Annotated in this window: 20 protein-coding genes and 4 tRNA genes; 20 read left to right on the plus strand and 4 right to left on the minus strand. The window is 68.9% G+C overall.

Annotated elements, in window-relative coordinates; all coding sequences use genetic code 11:
* Nucleotides 1–408: 408 nt before the first annotated feature.
* The 5 genes from RN607_RS06345 (at nt 409) to RN607_RS06365 (ending at nt 6,056) form a co-directional block, all read left to right on the plus strand.
* On the plus strand, nt 409–2,280 hold the full coding sequence (locus RN607_RS06345; protein WP_313545118.1) for a beta-glucoside-specific PTS transporter subunit IIABC: 1,872 nt from the start codon (nt 409–411) through the stop codon (nt 2,278–2,280).
* A gap of 126 nt (nt 2,281–2,406) precedes the next feature.
* Nucleotides 2,407–3,276, plus strand: coding sequence for a PRD domain-containing protein (locus RN607_RS06350; protein WP_313501128.1), 870 nt, complete (start codon nt 2,407–2,409; stop codon nt 3,274–3,276).
* Entirely contained in the window at nt 3,266–3,529 is a 264-nt protein-coding gene (locus RN607_RS06355; RefSeq protein WP_313545120.1) for a PTS sugar transporter subunit IIB, read from the plus strand. The genes RN607_RS06350 and RN607_RS06355 overlap by 11 nt, the downstream gene beginning before the upstream one ends.
* A gap of 74 nt (nt 3,530–3,603) precedes the next feature.
* A complete protein-coding gene (locus RN607_RS06360; protein ID WP_313545122.1) occupies nt 3,604–5,025 on the plus strand; it encodes a glycoside hydrolase family 1 protein in 1,422 nt (473 codons plus the stop codon).
* Nucleotides 5,026–5,090: 65 nt separating this feature from the next.
* Complete coding sequence (locus tag RN607_RS06365) at nt 5,091–6,056, plus strand: Gfo/Idh/MocA family protein (RefSeq protein WP_313545124.1); 966 nt, start codon at nt 5,091–5,093, stop codon at nt 6,054–6,056.
* A 183-nt stretch (nt 6,057–6,239) separates the two neighbouring features.
* On the opposite strand, the gene RN607_RS06370 is transcribed toward RN607_RS06365, so the two are convergent.
* The 3 genes from RN607_RS06370 to RN607_RS06380 form a co-directional block, all read right to left on the minus strand.
* A tRNA-Val gene (locus RN607_RS06370) sits at nt 6,240–6,314 on the minus strand.
* Between the two features lie 5 nt (nt 6,315–6,319).
* A tRNA-Cys gene (locus tag RN607_RS06375) sits at nt 6,320–6,390 on the minus strand.
* 35 nt (nt 6,391–6,425) lie between these two features.
* Nucleotides 6,426–6,498: transfer RNA gene (locus RN607_RS06380), tRNA-Gly, on the minus strand.
* A gap of 129 nt (nt 6,499–6,627) precedes the next feature.
* On the opposite strand from RN607_RS06380, the gene RN607_RS06385 reads away from it, so the two are divergent.
* The 3 genes from RN607_RS06385 to RN607_RS06395 all read left to right on the plus strand — a co-directional run bounded on the left by RN607_RS06385 (nt 6,628) and on the right by RN607_RS06395 (nt 8,695).
* Nucleotides 6,628–7,728, plus strand: coding sequence for a chorismate-binding protein (locus tag RN607_RS06385; RefSeq protein ID WP_313545126.1), 1,101 nt, complete (start codon nt 6,628–6,630; stop codon nt 7,726–7,728).
* Entirely contained in the window at nt 7,725–8,597 is an 873-nt protein-coding gene (locus tag RN607_RS06390; RefSeq protein WP_313545128.1) for an aminotransferase class IV, read from the plus strand. Before RN607_RS06385 ends, RN607_RS06390 begins: the two co-directional genes overlap by 4 nt.
* 23 nt (nt 8,598–8,620) lie before the next feature.
* Nucleotides 8,621–8,695 (plus strand) — tRNA-Val (locus RN607_RS06395).
* A 69-nt stretch (nt 8,696–8,764) separates the two neighbouring features.
* On the opposite strand, the gene RN607_RS06400 is transcribed toward RN607_RS06395, so the two are convergent.
* The gene (locus tag RN607_RS06400; RefSeq protein WP_313501145.1) at nt 8,765–9,616 is read right to left on the minus strand and encodes a hypothetical protein; all 852 of its coding nucleotides are present in this window, start codon (nt 9,614–9,616) and stop codon (nt 8,765–8,767) included.
* 162 nt (nt 9,617–9,778) lie between these two features.
* Here RN607_RS06400 and RN607_RS06405 point away from each other — a divergent pair, with 162 nt between their 5' ends.
* The 12 genes from RN607_RS06405 to RN607_RS06460 all read left to right on the plus strand — a co-directional run bounded on the left by RN607_RS06405 (nt 9,779) and on the right by RN607_RS06460 (nt 21,181).
* Nucleotides 9,779–10,966 (plus strand): phosphotransferase, encoded by a 1,188-nt coding sequence (locus RN607_RS06405; protein WP_313545130.1) that lies wholly within the window; start codon nt 9,779–9,781, stop codon nt 10,964–10,966.
* The gene (locus RN607_RS06410; protein WP_313545133.1) at nt 10,963–12,507 is read left to right on the plus strand and encodes a deoxyguanosinetriphosphate triphosphohydrolase family protein; all 1,545 of its coding nucleotides are present in this window, start codon (nt 10,963–10,965) and stop codon (nt 12,505–12,507) included. Before RN607_RS06405 ends, RN607_RS06410 begins: the two co-directional genes overlap by 4 nt.
* Nucleotides 12,508–12,618: 111 nt before the next feature.
* A complete protein-coding gene (gene thrS / locus RN607_RS06415; protein ID WP_313545135.1) occupies nt 12,619–14,610 on the plus strand; it encodes a threonine--tRNA ligase in 1,992 nt (663 codons plus the stop codon).
* 2 nt (nt 14,611–14,612) lie between these two features.
* The gene (locus RN607_RS06420) at nt 14,613–15,164 is read left to right on the plus strand and encodes an HIT family protein (RefSeq protein ID WP_313545137.1); all 552 of its coding nucleotides are present in this window, start codon (nt 14,613–14,615) and stop codon (nt 15,162–15,164) included.
* 52 nt (nt 15,165–15,216) lie between these two features.
* Nucleotides 15,217–15,954: a phosphatidylinositol phosphate synthase gene (gene pgsA, locus RN607_RS06425; RefSeq protein WP_313545139.1), complete on the plus strand. Its 738-nt coding sequence runs from the start codon at nt 15,217–15,219 to the stop codon at nt 15,952–15,954.
* Nucleotides 15,951–16,844 carry a phosphatidylinositol mannoside acyltransferase gene (locus RN607_RS06430; RefSeq protein WP_313545141.1) on the plus strand — a complete coding sequence of 298 codons (894 nt, stop codon included), beginning with the start codon at nt 15,951–15,953 and terminating at the stop codon, nt 16,842–16,844. Before pgsA ends, RN607_RS06430 begins: the two co-directional genes overlap by 4 nt.
* Before the next feature lies 1 nt (nt 16,845).
* Nucleotides 16,846–18,000: a glycosyltransferase family 4 protein gene (locus tag RN607_RS06435; RefSeq protein ID WP_313545143.1), complete on the plus strand. Its 1,155-nt coding sequence runs from the start codon at nt 16,846–16,848 to the stop codon at nt 17,998–18,000.
* On the plus strand, nt 17,997–18,899 hold the full coding sequence (gene pdxS, locus RN607_RS06440) for a pyridoxal 5'-phosphate synthase lyase subunit PdxS (protein WP_313501162.1): 903 nt from the start codon (nt 17,997–17,999) through the stop codon (nt 18,897–18,899). Before RN607_RS06435 ends, pdxS begins: the two co-directional genes overlap by 4 nt.
* A 29-nt stretch (nt 18,900–18,928) precedes the next feature.
* On the plus strand, nt 18,929–19,408 hold the full coding sequence (locus RN607_RS06445) for an NUDIX hydrolase (RefSeq protein WP_313545145.1): 480 nt from the start codon (nt 18,929–18,931) through the stop codon (nt 19,406–19,408).
* The gene (gene pdxT / locus RN607_RS06450) at nt 19,405–20,007 is read left to right on the plus strand and encodes a pyridoxal 5'-phosphate synthase glutaminase subunit PdxT (RefSeq protein ID WP_313501166.1); all 603 of its coding nucleotides are present in this window, start codon (nt 19,405–19,407) and stop codon (nt 20,005–20,007) included. Before RN607_RS06445 ends, pdxT begins: the two co-directional genes overlap by 4 nt.
* Nucleotides 19,967–20,335, plus strand: coding sequence for a tetratricopeptide repeat protein (locus tag RN607_RS06455; RefSeq protein ID WP_313545148.1), 369 nt, complete (start codon nt 19,967–19,969; stop codon nt 20,333–20,335). Before pdxT ends, RN607_RS06455 begins: the two co-directional genes overlap by 41 nt.
* 90 nt (nt 20,336–20,425) lie before the next feature.
* Nucleotides 20,426–21,181 (plus strand): YebC/PmpR family DNA-binding transcriptional regulator, encoded by a 756-nt coding sequence (locus RN607_RS06460; RefSeq protein WP_313501168.1) that lies wholly within the window; start codon nt 20,426–20,428, stop codon nt 21,179–21,181.
* Nucleotides 21,182–21,184 lie beyond the last annotated feature (3 nt).

Raw genomic sequence — 21,184 nt, forward strand, 5'->3', positions numbered from 1 at the left:
CAACAAAAAAGACCTGGCGCGGCAGGTCTGCCGCTGTCCAGGTCTTGCCCGATGCTCCGGTCACAATCCGTCAGTGCCGGGAACGCTACCTCCGTGTGGTCCCGGTTTGCAAGTCGCGCTGCCGAAGACGTGCGGGTCTCGCGCGCGCGAGAGACGCTGAACCGGTTCGTCGGCCCGGCATCAGGCGCGACAAGTTCCACTTGCGTCGGGTGATCCGGAGTGTTAGGTTCCCTGCAATCGCGGAATGGCCCGCGATCGAACACACGGGATTGTTACTTTCCAAGGCAAGACCCGGGTCTCGAAGGACGTGCAGCTGTCGGCTGCGGCGAAGCGTCCCTTCTCGAGGTCCGGGTCTTTTTGCGTCTACGGGGCGGTGGCGATACCCCAGGGCTGATTCAAGGAGGAATCATGGCAGCTCCGAGCAAGTACGACTCGACCGCATCCGCGGTCATCTCCGCGATCGGAGGGAAGGGCAACGTCAAGTCGGTCACGCACTGCGCGACACGGCTGCGCTTCCAGCTCAACGACCGCGACAAGGCGGACAAGGCGAAGGTGGAGTCCACCAAGGGCGTCATCACGGTCGTCGAGTCCGGTGGACAGTTCCAGGTCGTCATCGGCAACGACGTCGCGAAGGTCTTCGAGAGCATCATCAGCAACGAGGGCGTGTCCGGCGAGGGCGGCGGCAGCTCCGGCGGCATCGTCGCGCGCCTCATCGACCTGGTCACGAGCATCTTCACGCCGTTCCTGTGGATCCTCGCAGGCACCGGTCTGCTCAAGGCCCTCCTCGCCACCGCAGTGTGGGCGTGGCCGTCGTTCGGGGGCACGTCGACGTACGCGATCTGGTACGCCGCAGGCGACGCCGCGTTCCAGTTCCTCCCGTTCTTCATCGCGGTGACCGCGGCCAAGAAGTTCAAGGCGAACCAGTGGACGGCGATCGCCATCGCCGGCGCGCTCGTCTACTCGCAGACGGTCGCGGTGATCGCGAACGCCGACGGCGTCTCCCAGACGCTCCACGACTTCGCGGCGGCAGGCGGCGCGCTGAACTTCTTCGGAATCCCGCTGCCGATGCCCGCCTACCTCTCGGCGGTCATCCCGATGATCTTCGCGATCTACGCGCAGGCGAAGCTCGAGCAGCTGCTCGACAGGTTCATGCCGTCGTCGATCCGCAACTTCGTGAACCCGATGGTGGTCCTGGCGGTCATCGTGCCCGTCACGTTCCTTGTGATCGGCCCGCTGTCCAACTGGCTCGGCGACGGGCTCTCCAACGGCGTGAACTGGTTCTGGAACCTCAGCCCGGTCATCGGCGGCGCCCTGATGGGTGCCGGGTGGCAGGTCTTCGTGATCTTCGGACTCCACTGGGGCTTCGTGCCGGTCATGATCCAGGACCTGACCACGCAGGGCTACTCGCTCCTCACCGGTCCGCTGTTCGCCGCGGTGCTCGCACAGGGCGCGGCCACCGTCGCGGTCTTCCTCAAGACGAAGAACAAGAGCCTCAAGGGTGTGGCCGGCCCCGCCGCGGTGTCGGGCATCCTCGCGGGCATCACCGAGCCCGCCATCTACGGCGTGACGCTGCGTCTCAAGAGGCCCTTCATCTACGGCGTCATCGGTGGCGCTGTCGGCGGCGCGATCGCGGCGGCGGGCGGCTCCGCTGCCGAAGGATTCGTGGTTCCCGGTCTGATCACGCTGACGTCGACTCTCAACATCGGCAACTTCGCCCTTCAGCTGATCGGCACCGGCGTGGCGATGGTGATCGCGTTCACGCTCACGATGGTGCTCGGGTTCAAGGACATCGCCGAGGAGCAGGAGACCACCGGTGAGGTGGTCGATGCCGGCGATGTCGAGGTCGGCTCCCCGGTGGCAGGCACCGTGATCCCGCTCGCCGAGGTCAACGACAAGGTGTTCTCCTCGGGCGCGCTCGGCCACGGCGTCGGCGTCCTCCCGACGTCCGGCACCGTCGTCGCACCGGTCGACGGCGAGGTCGTCTCCGTGATGCCGCACGCCTACGGCCTGCGCACTCCTGGCGGTCTCGAGGTGCTCGTGCACATCGGCATCGACACGGTCAAGCTCGATGGCAAGCACTTCTCGCCGAAGGTCGCCCAGGGAGCGAGGGTCGCCCGCGGCGACACGCTCGCCCAGGTCGACTTCGACGCGGTGAAGGCCGACGGCTACGACACGACGACGCTCGTGATCATCACCAACGCGAGCGAGAGCGATCGCGTGACCATGTCGACCGACGCCGACGTCGACGGCGCCGCAGACCTGATCACGGTCGTCCGCTAGCACACAGGTCCGGGTCCGCCGTGGCGACGAGTCGCAGCGGACCCGGCACCCGTGTCTCCGCACATGACGCACATTGCGTATCGTCAAGTCGCAGGGCAACGCGGCCCTGGTGAACGGGAGTCGTCGATGAGAATCGCGAAGGTCTTCAACAACTCGGTCGTGCTCGGCACGGACGAGCAGGGAGGCGAGGTCGTGCTGTTCGGGCGTGGCGTCGGTTTCCAGGCCAAGCGCGGCGACGTCGTCGACGAGTCGCTCGTGGAGCGACGCTTCGTCCCCGGCGCGAACGCGTCGGCAGACCGGATCGCGGCGCTCATCGAGTCCCTGCCTGGCGAGGACATCGACCTCACCGAGCGGATCGTCGCCGAGGGGCGCGCCGCACTGGGCGACCACGTCACCGACCACGTGCTGGTGCCGCTGGCCGATCACATCTCATTCGCGCTCAGACGTGCGCGCGAGCAGGCCCCCATGATCGACTACCCGCTCAGGTACGAGGTCGAGTCCCTGTACGCAGAGGAGCTCCAGTTCGCCCGCAAGGCCCTCACGATGATCGAGCAGTCCACCGGGGTCAGGCTTCCCGACGTGGAGGCCGTGCCGCTCGCGCTGCACTTCGTCAACGCGCAGTTCGGGGCACGCGACATCTCGACGACCGTGAACATGACGACCGAGCTGGCGCACATGCTCGACATCATCCGGCAGGAGTACAGCGCAGACATCGACGAGGACTCCACCGCGGTCGCGCGGTTCGTGACCCACCTGCGCTACCTCTACGTCAGAGGCCGTAGCGGCATCCGGCGCGACCTCGAGACACCTCCGCTCGCCGAGGCGATCAGGGCGACCCAGCCCCGGGAGCACGCGACCGCGACCCGCATGGCCGAGTACCTGGCGAGCCGGTACGGATGGGATGTGGGCGAGGGTGAGGTGCTGTACCTCTCGATCCACGTGATGCGGCTCACCGCGGGGCTCGGCGTCGGCACGGGCGGCACCGATGCCGGTTGAGTCGACCGCCCTGGCGTCGTCCATCGTCGTGCTCGCCGGCGGGGTGGACAACATCGTGGGCGTCGAGCGCTGCATGGTGCGGCTGCGACTGATCCTCGCGGATCAGGATGCTGCCGACGTCCCCGGGATCGCACAGCTGCCTGGAGTGGCGCTCGCGCTGCACCTGATGGGCCAGCTCCAGATCGCCCCCACCTCGCACCTCGACGAGCTTCACGCGACCGTGTCGCAGATCGTCGCCCGCGCTCGCGGCTGAGCGCACCTCGCACACGTCCGTCCGGACGCGTCCTTGCGTCGCGCCCGGAACCTTACAAGAGAGAAGGAACACCCATGACAGACATCGCGCCCCGCTTCCCTGAGAGCTTCCTCTGGGGCGGTGCGACCGCCGCGAACCAGATCGAGGGTGCCTACGCCGAGGGCGGCAAGGGCCTGTCGATCCAGGACGTGACGCCTCAGGGCATCATGTTCGACCGCGTCGACGGCCCCACCGCGGACAACCTCAAGCTCGAGGCGATCGACTTCTATCACCGCTACGCCGAGGACATCGCGCTGTTCGCCGAGATGGGCTTCAAGGTCTTCCGCTTCTCGATCGCGTGGAGCCGCATCTTCCCGTTGGGTGACGAGGAGACGCCGAACGAGGAGGGCCTCGCGTTCTACGATCGCGTGCTCGACGAGCTCGAGAAGCACGGCATCGAGCCGCTGATCACCCTGTCTCACTATGAGACGCCGCTGCATCTGGCGGAGAAGTACGACGGCTGGGTCAACCGTGACCTGATCGGCTTCTACGAGCGGTACGCCCGCACCTGCTTCGAGCGGTACGGCTCCCGGGTGAAGTACTGGCTCACCTTCAACGAGATCAACTCGGTGCTCCACATCCCGTTCGGCTCCGGGGGCATCAACACCCCGAAGTCCGAGCTGTCCGAGCAGGACCTGTATCAGGCGATCCACCACGAGCTCGTCGCCTCGGCACGCGTGACGCGCGTCGCCCACGAGATCAACCCCGCCATCAAGGTCGGCTGCATGGTGATCGCCATGCCCATCTACCCGCTCACGACCGACCCGGACGACGTCGTGGCCGTGATGAACGCCGACCACGCGAACCTCATGTTCTCGGACGTCCACACCCGCGGCGAGTACCCCGGGTACGCGAAGCGGTTCTTCCGTGACAAGGGCGTGGCGCTGAACATCACGGACCAGGACGTCGAGGACCTGAAGAACACGGTCGACTTCGTGTCGTTCAGCTACTACATGTCCATCTGCGAGACGGCCGACCCTTCGGTGAAGGCGGACGGCGCCGGCAACATCATGGGGGGCGTGCCGAACCCCAGGCTCGCATCGTCCGAGTGGGGATGGCAGATCGACCCGCAGGGCCTGCGCGTCATCCTCAACCAGTTCTGGGACCGCTGGCAGAAGCCGTTGTTCATCGTGGAGAACGGCATCGGCGCCAAGGACCAGCTGGTCGAGGTCGACGGCGTCAAGACCGTCGAGGACGACTACCGCATCGCCTACCTCAACGATCACCTGCTGCAGGTCGCTGAGGCGATCGAGGACGGCGTCGACCTTCTCGGCTACACGATGTGGGGCCCCATCGACCTGGTCTCCGCATCGACCGCGCAGATGTCCAAGCGCTATGGCTTCATCTACGTGGACCGCGACGACGACGGCACCGGTTCCCTCGAGCGGTACAAGAAGAAGTCTTATCACTGGTATGCCGACGTCATCCGCACCCACGGAGCATCGCTCCAGGCCTGACGACACTCAGGTTCCGGGGCATCGGGAGGTCGATGCCCCGGAACCGAGTAGGACAGGATGTCCCCATGAGACTCGCATTGCTCGGATCCGGGATGATCGTCCGCGACCTGCTGTCCGCGGTCGCCGATGTGCCTGGGCTCACGGTCGTCGCCATCCAGGGTCGACCCACGTCACAGGACCGGCTGGAGGAGCTCGCCCGGGCGCACGGCATCCCGAAGGTCTACACGGATCTGGGGTCGTGTCTCGCCGATCCAGAGGTGGACACGGTGTACGTGGGCCTGCCGAACGATCTTCATCACGCCGCGTCACGCGCGGCCCTCGAGGCGGGCAAGCACGTCGTCTGCGAGAAGCCCTTCACGTCCACCGTGGCGGAGCTCGAGGAGCTCACCCGGATCGCCGCAGCACGAGGCCTCATGCTGCTCGAGGCGATCACGACTGTGCACCACCGCGCCTACCGCGAGATCGTGCGGCGGCTGCCGTCTCTCGGCAGGCTCAGGCTCGTCGAGTGCGTGTACTCGCAGAGGTCGTCGCGGTACGACGCGTTCCGTGCGGGAGAGGTGCATGCGGCCTTCGACCCCGGGCGCGGCGGGGGAGCGCTGCGGGACCTGGGCATCTACGGCATCCACTTCGTGGTCGGTCTGTTGGGCGAACCGGACTCGGTCTCGTACCACCCGACGCTGGAGCGAGGCGTCGACACCTCCGGCGTCCTCGTGCTCTCGTACGCGCAGACGCAGGCGGTCGTCGTGTGCGCCAAGGACTCCCATGCGTCGTCGCACGCGGCCGTGCAGGGCGACGAGGCCACGATCGAGATGCACGGTGCGCCGAACACATGTGGGCCGCTCGTTCTCACCACTCCCGCCGGCTCGCGGCCGCTCGAGGTCGAGAACCATCCCCACCGCATGGTCGATGAGTTCCGGGAGTTCGTGCGGATCGTCGCCGAAGGTGACGTCAGCGCGAGGGATCGCCTGCTGGCGCACAGCTCAGCTGCCCTGAGGACCCTGGAGCGAGCGACCGATTCCGTGGGCTGGTAGCGCCCCCGACGCGCTCTTTCGGTCCGTTGTAGCGAGGCCCACGGGCCGCATCGCGGGGGTGCGCACAGGATCGTGACGAGTTCGTGACCTTGTGGCCGGGGCCATCCTCATTCCAGCGGATGGACGGCGGTCGGTCCGGAGCATGAAAGAAGGCCCTCGGCATCTGCCGGGGGCCTTCGTACGTGGTGGGCGATACTGGGATCGAACCAGTGACCTCTTCCGTGTCAGGGAAGCGCGCTACCGCTGCGCCAATCGCCCATGCGAGGTGGGTACGGGATTCGAACCCGTGTATACGGCTTTGCAGGCCGCTGCCTCGCCTCTCGGCCAACCCACCGTGGTGACCAACACAAGGTTGGCGTCGAACCTACGAGCGGACGACGGGACTCGAACCCGCGACCCTCACCTTGGCAAGGTGATGCTCTACCAACTGAGCCACGTCCGCGTGTCTGGGCTGTTGCCCTGACAGGAAGAAGACTCTAGCCGAAACATCTGGGCAACACCAAATCGCCTTCCCCGGCGTGTCGCAAACGCCATCGTGCCGTGCTCAGGCAGCCCCGTTACGGTGGTCTCCGTGGACTGGAGAGACGATGCGCGAAGGCTCGGCAGCGCCGAGTTCCGCGGTCTGTCTGCGGCTTCGCCGGTGGAGCACATCGATGCAGCCGTCGACGGTCATCGTCTCGCAGAAGGCGGGCTGTGGGTGCTCGTGGGCACCTTCGAGGGCCGACTGGACGCCTGGAGGTTCGCGCGAGCCGAGCATCGGGCCCCTGCGGCAGCGCCGCCGGCGCCGCACCGCCGGTGGGACGGACCGGTGGCGTCCGAATGGAGCACGTCGCTCGACGAGGACGCCTACGTCGCCGGCGTGCGCGCCATCCGGCAGGACATCCGGGCCGGCGACGTCTATCAGGTCAACCTGTGCCGCGTGCTGTCGGCGCCGCTGCGGGCCGAGGCGCCAGGACCCGATGCCGTCGCGCTCTCCGACCGTCTGAGCCACGGCAACCCGGCGCGCTACGCCGCGCGCATCGTCATCCCGGAGACGGACGCGATGCCGGGCGCCTGGGTCGTCTCGGCGTCCCCCGAGTCGTACCTCTCCGTCACCGGTGCGGTACTGAGCTCGGCACCGATCAAGGGCACGGTGGCGCCGGGCGGGCGGATGCTCGACAAGGACGTCGCGGAGAACGTCATGATCACCGACCTGGTGCGCAACGACCTCTCGCACGTCGCGCAACCTGGATCGATCGAGGTCACCGAGCTGCTCGCCGAGCACCCGCACCCAGGCCTGGTGCACCTTCAATCGACCGTGAAGGCCCGTCTGGACGGCGTGCACGACTGGACCGACCAGATGTGGCCCGACCTCCTCGCGGGGACGTTCCCGCCCGGCTCGGTGTCCGGCGCGCCCAAGTCGTCGGCGCTCCGGATCATCGCCAGGGAGGAGCCCGAACCGCGTGGGCCCTACTGCGGTGCGATCGGCTGGATCGACGCCGACGCGCGGCGCGCCGAGCTCGCCGTGGGCATCAGGACCTTCTGGTGGGATGCGACCGAGGGAGGCACGCTCCGCTTCGGCACCGGCGCCGGGATCACCTGGGGCTCGGACCCCCGAGGGGAATGGGAGGAGACGGCCCTCAAGGCGCGGCGCTTGATAGCCCTCGCCTCAGCCGACACAATGAGCCCATGATTCCCGTGGCCTGGCTCGACGGCGCCCTGGTGGACCCTGAGGCACCTGCTATCTCGCCGCTCGACCATGGATTCACCGTGGGCGACGGGGTGTTCGAGACCCTCGAGGTGAGGCGCGGCGTGGCGTTCGCGCTCACCAGGCATCTCCGCAGGCTCGAGTACTCGGCTGACAGGATGGCGATGGGTCCGCTCGACGCGGATCTGGTGCGCACCGGCGTCGTGGAGGCGCTCGACGAGGCGGGGGAGACCGCGACACGCGTGCGGATCACGGTGTCGTCGGGCCCCGGTCCCATGAGCTCGGCGCGTGGGGACGGGCCTCACAGGATCGCTGTCGTCGTGTCCGACGGAGCGGCGCCGGAACGTTGCAGGGCTGTGAGGTCGCCGTGGCGGCGCAACGAGCGCTCAGCGATCGCGGGCGTGAAGTCGACGTCATACGCGGAGAACGCGGTCATGGTGGCGTACGCGGCGTCCAAGGGCGCTGACGAGGCGATCATGGCGAACACCCACGGTCACCTCTGCGAGGGGACGGGCACGAACATCTTCATCGAGCGGGACGGCGAGATCGTGACGCCCCCGCTCGCGTCGGGCTGTCTTGCCGGGATCACGCGCGGGCTCGCCCTCGAGTGGGGTGCGCGGGCGGGCGTGCCCGTGCGCGTGACCGCGCCGGGCGAGCTCGAGATGAGCGTGCTCGACGAGGTGCTCCGTGGAAAGGCGGCGGCGGCTGTCACGTCGTCGACGCGGCGCGTCCAGCACGTCCAGATGCTCGACGGCGTCGAGCTCGCGCCAGGTCGGCTGCTGGAGCGTCTCCGCGGCGTCTTCGAGGCCGCGGCCGACGCGGATCTGGACCCTGCACCTCCGAGGTCCAAATAGCCGCTATAGTGGTATCCGCTCAAGGGCGATTGGCGCAGGGGTAGCGCGCTTCCTTCACACGGAAGAGGTCACTGGTTCGATCCCAGTATCGCCCACCACGCACGAAGGCCCCCGGCTCATGCCGGGGGCCTTCGTCATGCTTGCGGGTCCTGTGCCGCCCGCTGCGGTCAGACCGTCGCAGCGCCCAGGCGGCGGCGCGCGACGCCCGCGACGTCCGGGTTGCTGTAGTCCACGAACACCTCGACCAGGCGGTCCGGAAGGTTCGGGTTGACCAGCAGCGCGGCAAGCACGGTCGGATGACGTTCCGCGGAGACGACCTCGATGAGCGTCTCGGTCGGGGTGCTCGGGTTCTGCGCGGCCCACCAGCGGACGTCCGAGTCGGGGTCGAACGCGAGCTCACGCAGCTTGTCGACCGGCGTGTTGATGTTCGAGGCCTCCAGCAGACGGTTCACGCCCTCCGTGCCCTTCGCGATGTCGCCGGCCACGTTGTCCAGCGCCTCCGCCACATCCTTCTGCGACGTGCGGTACTGCTCCGAGACCTCGCGCACGTACTTGGCGAGCTCCCGCGCCTCCTCGGCGCGGGCGAGCACCTCGAGCGTCGTGGGGGAGTCGGGGTCGCGGATCTCGAGCCGGATCGTGAGCCCCAGGTGGCGAAGGGTCTCGGCCATGAGGAACGCCGGGTGGTGCGCGTCGCCGTCGGCCTCGGCCCGCAGCTCGCCCTCCGCACGGCCGATCACCGCGAGCGCCTGAGCCACCGCCTCCATCCGGCCGTCCTGGTGCGCCTGCTCGATCTGCGCGGCGACCGCGCTGGACTCCTCCCGCGCTGCGAGCAGCTGGTCGAGCGCCAGGACGTCCTGCGCGAGCATGGCCAGGTCGCACAGCCGGCCGGCACGGCACGAGTCGCAGTAGTGGTTCTCGAGCGCCACGGACGCGGAGGCCACCATGCGGGCCCTGTCAGCCGGACGGGTGCCGGCACCTTCGGTCGAGCCTGCTCGATCGGCGGAATCGCGGTTGAACACGTGGTGCACCCTTCTGCTGCGTATGCCCTGACTGCCAGACGCGCGCGAGGCGGTCGTCAGACCTCCACATCGGCAGGAGGAGTCCGGTGGTGAGCAGTCCACGGGAACTCGTTCTCATGAAATGAACAGTGCATTCCGGGTGCCCTTCTGTAGCGTGGGCGCATGACACCGGACCGAAGGGCCCTGCTGACCGGCGATGGCGCTGGGGCACTGCTCAGGCAGGCGCTCGGGGCTGCCGGCCGGTCGCTCGAGACATGGTCGGTGGACGCGGTCCACGACCGTCCGGGAGCCGAGCTCTCCGTCTCCTACGACGTCGTCATCGACGGCGCGCACCGCTACCTCGTGGCGTCGACCATCGCGCTCGCCGACGGCGACCATCCCGGCGTGATGACCGTGAGCGCAGGGCCCGATCAGGTGAAGGTCTGGGAGCATCCTGCAGACCCGCTGCTTCCAGGGCTCGCGGAGGCCTGCGACCCCGTCGCGCTCGGCGGGGCCATCACGGCGGCGCTCGGTACGCCTATCGAGGTGCGGGGCATGTCGGTGCTGGTGCTGCGCCCGCTGCGACGGGCGGTGCTGCGGATCGAGTGCTGCGCCGCGGGCGATCCCGCCGCCACCCAGGATGTCCGGTACGTCAAGGTCGTGGAGCCGGCGCACGCCGAGGATGTCGCCGCGCGCTACCGGCTCAGCAGCTTCGCGCCCGAGGCAAGGGTGCTCGGCGACGGCCTGGTCCTGCTCGAGTCCGCGACGGGACGCCCGCTCACCGAGCACCTCTACGACCCCCAGGGCCGGCAGAGCATCCCCCCGATCGTGCCCCCACAGGCCGTCCTGGACGTGCTGAACGACCTCTCGCCCGCGGCGCTCGCCCTGTCGCGTCGGCCCTCGTGGACGGATCGGCTGCCGCAGTATGCCGCGCAGGCCCGTGAGCGGGGCCTACCCTGGGCAGGCGAGATCGAGGACCTCGTCGGCGATCGGCTGCGACGAGGCGACCCCGGACCCGTGGTCCCGGTCCACGGCGACCTGCATGCTGCGAACCTCTTCCTCGCACCCCGTGACGGCACGCTCGCCGCCTCGAGCCTGATCGACCTGGACACCGCGGGCCCTGGCCACCTGGTGGACGATGCCGCCTGCCTGCTCGCGCACATGCTCACGCTGCCCACGTTCAGCCCCTACGGCTACCGGCACGTGCCCGACGTGCATTTCGCGCTCGCGAAGGGGATGCTCGACCAGGTGGACGCGCACCAGCTCGCAGGCAGGACGGCTGCCGTGCTCGTCTCGCTCGCCGCGGGCGCAGAGAACAGGTCGCACGCCGAGGCGTGGATGGAGCAGGCGGCAAGGGCGGCTGCTTCATGACGCGCCAGCCAGGCGGTTCGCACGACCCTCGCATGGAGCGGCAGGTGCCGGAGGCGCTCGACGAGTTCCAGCGGTTGGAGCGTGAGCCGGAGTTCCGTGTCGACCTCGAGCGAGTCCGCTTCTCGCCCTACTTCTCGCGGATGTCCGCCGTCACCCAGGTCATCTCCCAGTCCGGCGCGGGGCTCGCAGTGCACAACAGGCTCACCCACACGGTGAAGGTGACTGCGGTCGCGCGGGCGATCGCCGTCTCGCTCGCGGCTGACGCGGGTGAGCGGGGTCGGCTCGTGGAGCGGCTCGGAGGATGCAACCCGGTGGTGGTGCAGGCGGCGGCCAGCGCCCACGATCTGGGTCATCCTCCGTTCGGGCACCTGGGAGAGCAGGCTCTGGACAGGCTCGCGCGCGACAGGTTCGGGCTCGTCGAGGGCTTCGAGGGCAACGCGCAGTCCTTCCGCATCCTCACGCGGCTCGACGAGTACGACAGGGCGGGCGCGGGGCTGAACCTCACGGCCGCGGTCCGGGCTGCGGTGCTGAAGTATCCGTGGGAGCGCGAGGAGGGCGACCTGTGGACCGGAGGTCTCGATCGCCCGCGTGGTCTCACGCCGCGCATGCCGGGTGAGGGTGCCGCGAAGTTCTCCACCTACTCGCTCGATCGGGAGGACTTCCTGCAGGCGCGCGCGGCGCACCCCGCCATCGCGCCTCTGCAGCAGACGGTCGAGTGCTCCGTCATGGACATTGCCGACGACGTCGCGTACTCGCTGCACGATCTGGACGATTTCTACCGGGCCTCGCTCCTGGGGCACGCGGCGGTGTCCGCGGAGTTCCGGACGTGGCGTCGCGACCGCAGCGTCCTCGCCGCCATGTCCACGGAGGAGCTGCAGCGTTCGGCGCGCGTTCCGGGCCGGGGCCTGGAGTCGCTTCGTCGGCGCCTGATCGGCAAGGACTCCTGGATCGCGGATGACGACGCCTTCGGAGAGTCGGTGGCCCGGATCCAGGCCGACGTCGTGGATGGCCTGCTTGCCGTGCCGTTCGACGGGTCGCTCGAGGCCGACCGCGGGCTGGCGGTGTTCATGAGCCGCTGGGTGTCGCGCCTGCAGCGCTCCGTGGTGGTGCACGCGGACCCGCCCGTCCGTTCGGGGCACGTGAGCCTCGACACGGGGGCATGGCACGACGTTGCAGTGCTGAAGTTCCTGCAGGAGCGGTTCGTCCTTCACCGTCCAGATCTCGCCGTGTATCAGCGCGGACAGGCGACGATCCTGGAGCGGCTCGTCGACGCGCTTGCCGCGTGGCTCGATGATCCGCACGACGTGCGGCGCGCCCCTCGCAGGCTGCTCGACCTGGTCACGCTGGCCCACGACGACTACGACGCACTGCCCGGCGACGCGTCGGCGTACCGTGCGTCGGCGAGCGATCGTCGACGCGTGGCGGAGGGTCGAGGGATCATCGACTACGTCGCATCGCTCACGGATGCTCAGGCGGTGTCGCTCGCCAGCCTCATCTCCGGGGCGTCCGAGAGGCTGTGGGACGCGGGTCAGGGGCTCTAGGCTCGCCATCGCGTCACGTTGTCGCGATGCGCGCAGGTGCGTCGTCCCGTCGTCAGGTCGGTAGCATCGTGTCGTCACCTCTGACACCCCGCAACCCGAAGGAGCACGACAGTGTCCAGCCTCATCGCGACCATCGACGGCACCGAGCGAGAGCTCGCCGCCGGGACGACGGGGTCGGACCTCTTCGCGGACCGCAGGGATGTGATCGTCATGCGCGTCGACGGGGCGCTCCGCGACCTCGCCCGCGAGATCGGCCCTGGCGAGCAGGTCGAGGCGGTCACCGTCGGCGAGCCGGACGGCCTCATGGTCCTGCGCCACTCGACCGCGCACGTCATGGCGCAGGCGGTGCAGCAGGTGAACCCGGACGCGAAGCTGGGTGTCGGGCCTCCCATCACCGACGGCTTCTACTACGACTTCGACGTCGAGACCCCTTTCACCCCCGAGGACCTGAGGGCCCTCGAGAAGGCGATGCAGCGCATCGTCAAGGAGGGCCAGTCCTTCGTGCGTCGCGAGGTCACCCGCGAGGAGGCGCTCGCGGAGCTGGCGCACGAGCCGTACAAGTGCGAGCTGCTCACCCACGACTCGGAGGGTGCCGAGGGCGCCTCCGTGGAGATCGGCGACGGTGACATCACCATCTACGACAACGTCCGCCGCGGCGGCGAGGTCGCGTGGAAGGATCTCTGCCGCGGTCCGCACGTCGCGTCCACGAAGGTGCTCGCGAACGGCTGGTCGCTGATGCGCTCGGCGGCCGCGTACTGGAAGGGCTCGGAGAAGAACCCGCAGCTCCAGCGCGTCTACGGCACCGCCTGGCCCAGCAAGGAGGAGCTGGTCGCCTACAAGGAGCGCCTCGCCGAGGCGGAGCGCCGTGACCACCGGCGGCTGGGATCCGAGCTCGACCTGTTCTCCTTCCCGGACCAGATCGGCTCCGGGCTGGCGGTGTTCCACCCGAAGGGCGGCGTCATCCGCCATGAGATGGAGGAGTACTCGCGACAGCGCCACATCGACGCCGGCTACGAGTTCGTCTACACGCCGCACGCCACCAAGAGCACGCTGTTCGAGACCTCGGGCCACCTGGACTGGTACGCCGAGGGCATGTACCCGGCGATGCACCTCGATGAGGAGCGCGACGCCGCAGGCAACGTCACCAAGCAGGGCCAGGACTACTACCTCAAGCCCATGAACTGCCCCATGCACAACCTGATCTTCGACGCGCGCGGGCGCTCCTACCGTGAGCTGCCGTTGCGCCTGTTCGAGTTCGGCACCGTCTACCGGTACGAGAAGTCCGGCGTCGTGCACGGTCTGACCCGCGCACGCGGCTTCACGCAGGACGACGCGCACATCTACTGCACCCGGGACCAGATGAAGGACGAGCTCACCGGGCTGCTGACGTTCGTGCTCGACCTCCTCAAGGACTACGGCCTCGAGGACTTCTACCTGGAGCTGTCCACCAAGAACCCCGAGAAGTTCGTGGGCTCGGACGACGTCTGGGACGAGGCGACGGAGACCCTGCGGCAGGTGGCCGTCGAGTCCGGACTCGAGCTCGTGCCGGACCCGGGCGGCGCCGCCTTCTACGGACCCAAGATCTCGGTGCAGACGCGCGACGCGATCGGACGGTCGTGGCAGATGTCCACCATCCAGCTGGACTTCAACCTGCCGGAGCGCTTCGAGCTCGAGTACATGGCGGCGGACGGCGCCCGCCAGCGTCCGGTGATGATCCATCGCGCGCTGTTCGGCTCGATCGAGCGCTTCTTCGCCATCCTCACCGAGCACTACGCGGGCGCGTTCCCCGCGTGGCTCGCGCCCGTGCAGGTCCGCGCGGTGCCCGTCGCGGAGCCGTTCAACGACTACCTCGGTGACGTCGTCGCAAAGCTGAAGGCGGCGGGCGTCCGCGCCGAGCTCGACGTGTCCGACGAGCGCTTCCCGAAGAAGATCCGCAACGCGTCCAAGGAGAAGATCCCGTTCGTGCTGATCGCAGGCGGCGAGGATGCCGAGGCGGGAGCGGTATCCTTCCGCTTCCGCGACGGGAGCCAGGACAACCAGGTCCCGGTGGACGACGCGGTCGCACGCATCCTCGACGCCATCGCGAGCCGGGCGCAGGTCTGAGCATGCCCGACGTGGTCGACTCGGACATGATGGGTGGCGTGCCCGACGGGTTCGAGCGTCTGTGGACGCCGCACCGGATGGCATACATCACGCACTCGTCCGAGCGTCCGCGCATCGAGGGCGAACGCGACTGCCCCTTGTGCAAGAAGACGGAGGACGACGATCGGGCCCATCTCGTGGTCCATCGCGGCGTCACCTGCTACGTGGTCCTCAACCTGTACCCGTACAACCCCGGCCATCTGATGGTGTGCCCGTACCGCCATCTCGGGTGGTACGACGAGGCGACGCCTGAGGAGCGCGCCGAGATGGCGGAGCTCACCGCGGAGGCGATGGACATCCTCCGTGAGCTCAGCGGCACGCAGGGCTTCAACATCGGCATGAACCAGGGAGTGTCGGGCGGCGCCGGCATCTCCGAGCACCTGCATCAGCACGTGGTCCCGCGATGGACAGGTGACGCGAACTTCCTGCCCATCATCGGGCGCACCAAGGCCGTCCCCGAGCTGCTGGATGACACCTGGCAGCGTGTCAGCGAGGCGTGGGCGGCACGCCGCTGACGACGATCCAGCCAACCGAAAGGCGACGATGTTCTCCAGCCTGCGGCCATTGATGGCCAAGATCTGGCAGGCCCCGGCGAAGGCGCTCCTGCGCGCCGGAGTCCACCCGAACGCGGTGACCATCACCGGCACCATCGGCGTGGTCCTGGGCGCGGTGGTCTTCTTCCCGAAGGGCGGCGCCTGGCTGTTCTGGGGCACCCTGTTCATCACGTTCTTCGTGGTCACGGACATGCTCGACGGGACGATGGCGAGGCTGTCGGGCAAGACGTCGCGCCTGGGCGCGTTCCTCGACTCGACTCTGGACCGCATCGCTGACGCCGCGATCTTCGGCGCCCTGGTGTGGACGTTCCGTGACGACTCGGCGACCGCGCTCGGCGCGCTGCTATGCCTGACGATCGGCGCCGTCGTCCCGTATGCGCGTGCGAAGGCCGAGAGCCTCGGCATCGACGCCGCGGTGGGCATCGCCGAGCGTTCCGACAGGCTGGTGATCGGCCTCACCGCGACCGGCCTTGTGGGGCTCGGCCTGCCTCAGGTGGTGCTCACGGTCGTCCTGTGGCTGCTCGCGGCCGCTGCGGCGGTCACCGTCGGTCAGCGCACCTGGCGCGTGGTCGTCGCCAACCGGGCCGACCTCGACCTTGCGCGGGACCACCACCGTGACTCCGAGGACTTCTCCCACCACCCCGACGACGCGCCTGGACGCGCGCACGGAGACGATGCCTCGGCCGCTGAGGCGGACGGGACGCACGCGGGCGAGCCGGATGAGGGCGGACAGGCCTCGACGGCCCGATGAACGCATTCCTGCTCGCCTGGCGCGCCTCGCGCTGGCTGCCCGCGGGCGTGGTCCGCATTGCGGCGTGGGCGATCGCGATGCTCGGCTGGCTCACGCACGCGAAGGCGGAGCGCAGGCTCGCTGCCAACCTCGCCCGCGTGACGGGAGAGGAGGGACCCGGGCTGCGCGCCCTCACCCGTGCAGGGCTCGCCTCCGTGGCGAGGTACTACGCCGAGATCCTTGAGATGCGGCGCATGACGGCACGCACGGTGGACGCGCGCGTGAGAGTCGAGGGCCTCGACGCCGTGGCGCACCTGTTCTCCGGCGATCAGGCGGTCATCGCAGTGCTGGGCCACAGCGGCAACTGGGACCTGGTGGGCGCATGGGGCTCGCGGCACCTCATCCCGGTCGTCGCCGTCGCCGAGCGGCTGAAGCCCGACGAGGTGTTCGACGAGTTCGTGGCGCTGCGAGCCAGCCACGGCGTGACGGTGCTGGGTCACGAGGGCGGAGCGACCTTCCGGCAGCTCATCCGGATCGCGCGGAGCGAGGCAGCGCTCGTGTGCCTGGTCGCCGACCGGGACCTGTCCGGGTCGGGCGTGCCCGTCACGATGTGGGGCCGCCAGGTGAAGGTGGCTCCAGGACCTGCCGCTCTCGCGGCGGTGAGCGCTCGTCAGATCCTTCCCGTGCACGTCAGGTACGAGCGGCTGCGCGGCGCGCGGCGCAGGGCCGCCAGGTCCGCCTGGGGTACGGTGCTCTCGTTCGGACAGGTGATCGATCCGGCCGACTACACCGGAGAGCGACGGGTGGACGAGATGACGCAGGCGTGGGCCACGACGCTCGCCGACGGGATCGCCGCACGGCCTCAGGACTGGCACATGCTCCAGCGGTTCGGCTGGCTCGAGGACGCGTGACATGCGGATCGGCATCGTCTGCCCCTACTCGCTCGACCGCCCCGGCGGTGTCCAGCTCCACGTGATGGACCTCGCTCAGGCGCTCCTGGCGCGGGGCCACTTCGTCTCGGTGCTGGCGCCGGCCGCGCCGAACACGCCGGTCCCGGGCTATGTCATGAGCACCGGTCGCTCGATCCCGATCCCGTACAACGGGTCCACGGCCCGACTGTCCTTCGGCCTGCTCACGGCCGCCAGGGTGCGCAAGTGGCTGCGCGAGGGGCAGTTCGACGTGGTCCATCTGCACGAGCCCGGTGCGCCGTCGATCTCGGTCATCGCGATGTGGGCGAGGCTCGGCCCCACGGTGGCCACCTTCCATACCTCGAACGACGACTCCGCGCTCATGAGGATCGGGAAGCCGTTCATCAAGCCGGGCTACGAGGAGCTCGACGCGCGCATCGCCGTCTCCCCGTCGGCGGCGCGGACCGTGAGCCAGCATCTTCGTGTCGAGGCGACCCACATCATCCCGAACGGCGTGGACACGAGCACGTTCGTGTCAGCGGTGCCTCGAGAGCATTGGCGCGGCACGCCGTCCGCGCCGACGGTCGGGATCCTGGGACGCATGGACGAGCCGCGCAAGGGTCTCGAGTCGTTCCTGGACGCCATCCCGGGGGTGCGCGCCCAGATACCAGGGGCCCGCTTCATGGTCGCAGGCCGCTACTCGGAGCGCACGGCGGACAAGATCCGGCGCGCGGGCGCTACCTCGATCGGTCCGCTCGATGAGGCGGACAAGGAGCGCTTCATGTCCTCGATGGACGTGTACGTCGCCCCCAACACCGGCGGCGAGAGCTTCGGGATCGTGCTCGTGGAGGCGATGGCGGCCGGTGCCGCCGTGGTCGCGAGCGATCTCACCGCGTTCAGGGATGTGGGCACGGGGACGGATGGAGCGCTGGCGGTCCGACTCTTCCCCGTCGGCGATGCCGACGCCCTGGCACGCGAGGTCACAGCCCTGCTCCAGGATGGCGCGGCACGCCGCAGGCTGTCGCGCCGTGGCCAGGAGCTCGCTGGCACCTTCGACTGGCTCCAGGTGGTGCCCCGGGTCGAGGAGACGTACCTCGACGCCATTAGACTTGACGCCGAACTGAGTCCCCAGCCTGCGAAGGAAGAAGAGAGAGCATGAGCGAAGCCACGAACGCCCCCCAGGTCGGCACCGACCTCGTCAAGCGCGGCATGGCCGACATGCTCAAGGGCGGCGTGATCATGGACGTCGTCACTCCCGAGCAGGCGAAGATCGCTGAGGACGCCGGTGCCGTTGCTGTGATGGCACTCGAGCGCGTCCCCGCGGACATCCGTGCCCAGGGTGGCGTGTCGCGCATGAGCGACCCCGACATGATCGAAGGCATCATCGATGCCGTCTCGATCCCCGTCATGGCGAAGGCTCGCATCGGGCACTTCGTCGAGGCGCAGGTGCTTCAGAGCCTCGGCGTCGACTACATCGACGAGTCGGAGGTGCTCACTCCCGCCGACTACACGCACCACATCGACAAGTGGAACTTCACAGTCCCGTTCGTGTGCGGTGCGACCAACCTCGGCGAGGCGCTGCGCCGCATCTCCGAAGGCGCGGCGATGATCCGCTCCAAGGGTGAGGCGGGCACGGGCGACGTGTCGAACGCCACCACCCACATGCGCAAGATCCGCGCTGAGATCAAGGCGCTGACCGCGATGCCCGAGGACGAGCTGTACGTGGCGGCCAAGGAGCTCCAGGCTCCGCTGCCGCTCGTCAAGGAGATCGCTGCCACCGGCAAGCTCCCGGTCGTGCTCTTCACGGCTGGAGGCATCGCCACGCCAGCCGATGCGGCCATGATGATGCAGCTGGGCGCCGAGGGCGTGTTCGTCGGCTCCGGCATCTTCAAGTCCGGCAACCCGTCCGACCGTGCCAAGGCGATCGTGAAGGCGACCACCTTCTACGACGACCCGGCGGTCATCGCCCAGGTGTCGCGTGGCCTCGGCGAGGCGATGGTGGGCATCAACGTGGAGGAGCTCCCCGAGCCCCACCGACTGGCTGAGCGCGGCTGGTGAGCCGCGTGCCCGGGCCTCACGAGCGCGTCATGCGCGAAGGGGCACGGGTGCTCGTGGTGTCTCGGGACCGGCGCCTGCTGGTGCTCCGGGCGCACGATCCGCATCAGCCCTCCCGTTCGTGGTGGTTCACGCCCGGTGGTGGAATCGAGGCGGGGGAGACGCCGTTGCAGGCCGCGGTTCGTGAGCTCCAGGAGGAGACGGGGATCGTCTGCGGCGAGCACGAGCTCGTGGGTCCGGTGTGGGAGCGGACGGCGTTCTTCGACTTCATGAGCCGTCCATACGTCCAGCACGAGGTCATCTACCTGCTCCAGGTGGACGCGATCGACGCCTCGGTGGAGCAGCGGTGGACGGCCGCTGAGCGGGAGACGATCGACGAGATCGCCTGGCTCGCGGAGCATGAGCTGCGGGAAGCGGCGATCGAGGTGTTCCCGCTGCGGCTGCGGGAGCCGTGGGACGAGTTCCTCGACTGGAACGGTGAGACGGTGAACCTGGGAGAGGTGGACGAGTGACGACGATCGGGGTCCTGGCGCTGCAGGGCGACGTGCGGGAGCACATGCAGGCGCTGTCGCGCATCGGCGTGACCCCGGTGGGTGTGCGCCGTGTCCGCGAGCTGGAGGCCGTCGAGGGTCTGGTGATCCCGGGTGGCGAATCCACCACGATCGACAAGCTCCTGCGGATCTTCGAGCTCTACGAGCCGCTCCGGACGCGGCTCGCCGAAGGACTCCCGGTGCTGGGCACCTGCGCGGGCATGATCATGCTCGCCACCGACATCATCGGAGGGATCGAAGGGCAGCAGACGCTCGGAGCGATCCCCATGACGGTGCGCCGCAACGCGTTCGGCAGGCAGGTCGACTCGTCGGAGGTGCAGCTCACGTGGCGTCCCGACGGCTCCACGATGCATGCGACGTTCATCCGCGCGCCGTGGGTGGAATCGTTCGGTGACGACGTCGAGGTGCTCGCAGTCGACGAGGCGCATGGGGACCGCACGGTCGCGGTGCGTCACGGCAATGCGATCGCCACAAGCTTCCACCCTGAGATCGTGGCGCCGGGTGCGGTCGCCGACGACCGTGTCCACGCACTTCTCGCGGAGATCGTCGCGGCACGATGACCTCGTCGGTGCGGAGAAGCAGGCGATCCCGCTCTACAGACGTGCGCTCAAGGCGGGGCTGAGCGGCACCCGGCGCGATGAGGCCGTCATCCAGCTGGCGAGCTCCTTGCGCAACGTGGGCCGGCCGGACGAGGCGATCGACGCTCTGAGATCCGCGCGCGTGCGCGGGGAGCTCGAGCCTGCGGCGCAGGCGTTCCTCGCGCTCGCGCTCGCTGATGCCGGTCGACCGGGTGCGGCGCTGCGCGCGGCGCTCGTGGCGCTCGCTCCGCACCTGATGTGGTACGGCGACGCGATCGCCCGGTATGCGGACGAGCTGGGCGGGGACTGATCCCGCTGCGAGGGCAGGGCGCGCCGTGACGTCGGCCGTGCCTGCGTAGAATGGTCGGCAGTCCTAGAACCTGCGCGACGAGGAGCACACGTGTCCGGTCACTCCAAGTGGGCCACCACCAAGCACAAGAAGGCGGTCATCGACGCCAAGCGAGGCAAGCTGTTCGCCAAGCTGATCAAGAACATCGAGGTGGCGGCGCGCACGGGCGGCGGTGACCTCGCCGGCAACCCGACGCTGTTCGACGCGGTGCAGAAGGCCAAGAAGTCGTCGGTGCCGAACGACAACATCGACCGCGCCGTGAAGCGCGGCTCCGGGCTCGAGGCGGGCGGCGCGCAGTACGAGACCATCATGTACGAGGGCTATGGCCCCAACGGCGTCGCGATGCTGATCGAGTGCCTCACCGATAACCGCAACCGTGCGGCCATGGAGGTGCGCACCGCGTTGACGCGCAACAACGGCACGCTCGCCGACCCGGGCTCGGTCGCGTACCTGTTCTCCCGCAAGGGTCAGGTCATCGTCCCGGCCGACGGCACCGACGAGGATGCGCTGATGGAGGCCACCCTCGAGGCGGGTGCCGAGGAGATCGAGAACGGCGGCGACGTCTTCGAGATCACGTCGGAGGCAACCGACGTCGTCGCGGTGCGCACGGCTCTGCAGGACGCCGGCATCGACTACGACTCGGCCGAGGCCGTGTGGATGCCGTCGATGAAGGTCGAGCTGGACGTCGACGGCGCCAGGAAGATGCTGCGCCTGATCGACGCGCTCGAGGACTGTGACGACGTGCAGAACGTGTACGCGAACATGGACGCCTCGGACGAGGTGCTCGAGGCAGCCGCGGCCGAGTAGCCG

Origin of the sequence: Demequina capsici, assembly GCF_032102965.1 — a bacterium.
GTDB lineage: Bacteria > Actinomycetota > Actinomycetes > Actinomycetales > Demequinaceae > Demequina > Demequina capsici.

What these genes read in the sequence shown, in the direction of transcription:
- RN607_RS06345 (WP_313545118.1), top strand. Translation starts at nt 409, where the DNA reads ATGGCAGCTCCGAGCAAGTACGACTCGACCGCATCCGCGGTCATCTCC.
- RN607_RS06350 (WP_313501128.1), top strand. Translation starts at nt 2,407, where the DNA reads ATGAGAATCGCGAAGGTCTTCAACAACTCGGTCGTGCTCGGCACGGAC.
- RN607_RS06355 (WP_313545120.1), top strand. Translation starts at nt 3,266, where the DNA reads ATGCCGGTTGAGTCGACCGCCCTGGCGTCGTCCATCGTCGTGCTCGCC.
- RN607_RS06360 (WP_313545122.1), top strand. Translation starts at nt 3,604, where the DNA reads ATGACAGACATCGCGCCCCGCTTCCCTGAGAGCTTCCTCTGGGGCGGT.
- RN607_RS06365 (WP_313545124.1), top strand. Translation starts at nt 5,091, where the DNA reads ATGAGACTCGCATTGCTCGGATCCGGGATGATCGTCCGCGACCTGCTG.
- RN607_RS06390 (WP_313545128.1), top strand. Translation starts at nt 7,725, where the DNA reads ATGATTCCCGTGGCCTGGCTCGACGGCGCCCTGGTGGACCCTGAGGCA.
- RN607_RS06405 (WP_313545130.1), top strand. Translation starts at nt 9,779, where the DNA reads ATGACACCGGACCGAAGGGCCCTGCTGACCGGCGATGGCGCTGGGGCA.
- RN607_RS06410 (WP_313545133.1), top strand. Translation starts at nt 10,963, where the DNA reads ATGACGCGCCAGCCAGGCGGTTCGCACGACCCTCGCATGGAGCGGCAG.
- RN607_RS06420 (WP_313545137.1), top strand. Translation starts at nt 14,613, where the DNA reads ATGCCCGACGTGGTCGACTCGGACATGATGGGTGGCGTGCCCGACGGG.
- pgsA (WP_313545139.1), top strand. Translation starts at nt 15,217, where the DNA reads ATGGCCAAGATCTGGCAGGCCCCGGCGAAGGCGCTCCTGCGCGCCGGA.
- RN607_RS06430 (WP_313545141.1), top strand. Translation starts at nt 15,951, where the DNA reads ATGAACGCATTCCTGCTCGCCTGGCGCGCCTCGCGCTGGCTGCCCGCG.
- RN607_RS06435 (WP_313545143.1), top strand. Translation starts at nt 16,846, where the DNA reads ATGCGGATCGGCATCGTCTGCCCCTACTCGCTCGACCGCCCCGGCGGT.
- pdxS (WP_313501162.1), top strand. Translation starts at nt 17,997, where the DNA reads ATGAGCGAAGCCACGAACGCCCCCCAGGTCGGCACCGACCTCGTCAAG.
- RN607_RS06445 (WP_313545145.1), top strand. Translation starts at nt 18,929, where the DNA reads ATGCGCGAAGGGGCACGGGTGCTCGTGGTGTCTCGGGACCGGCGCCTG.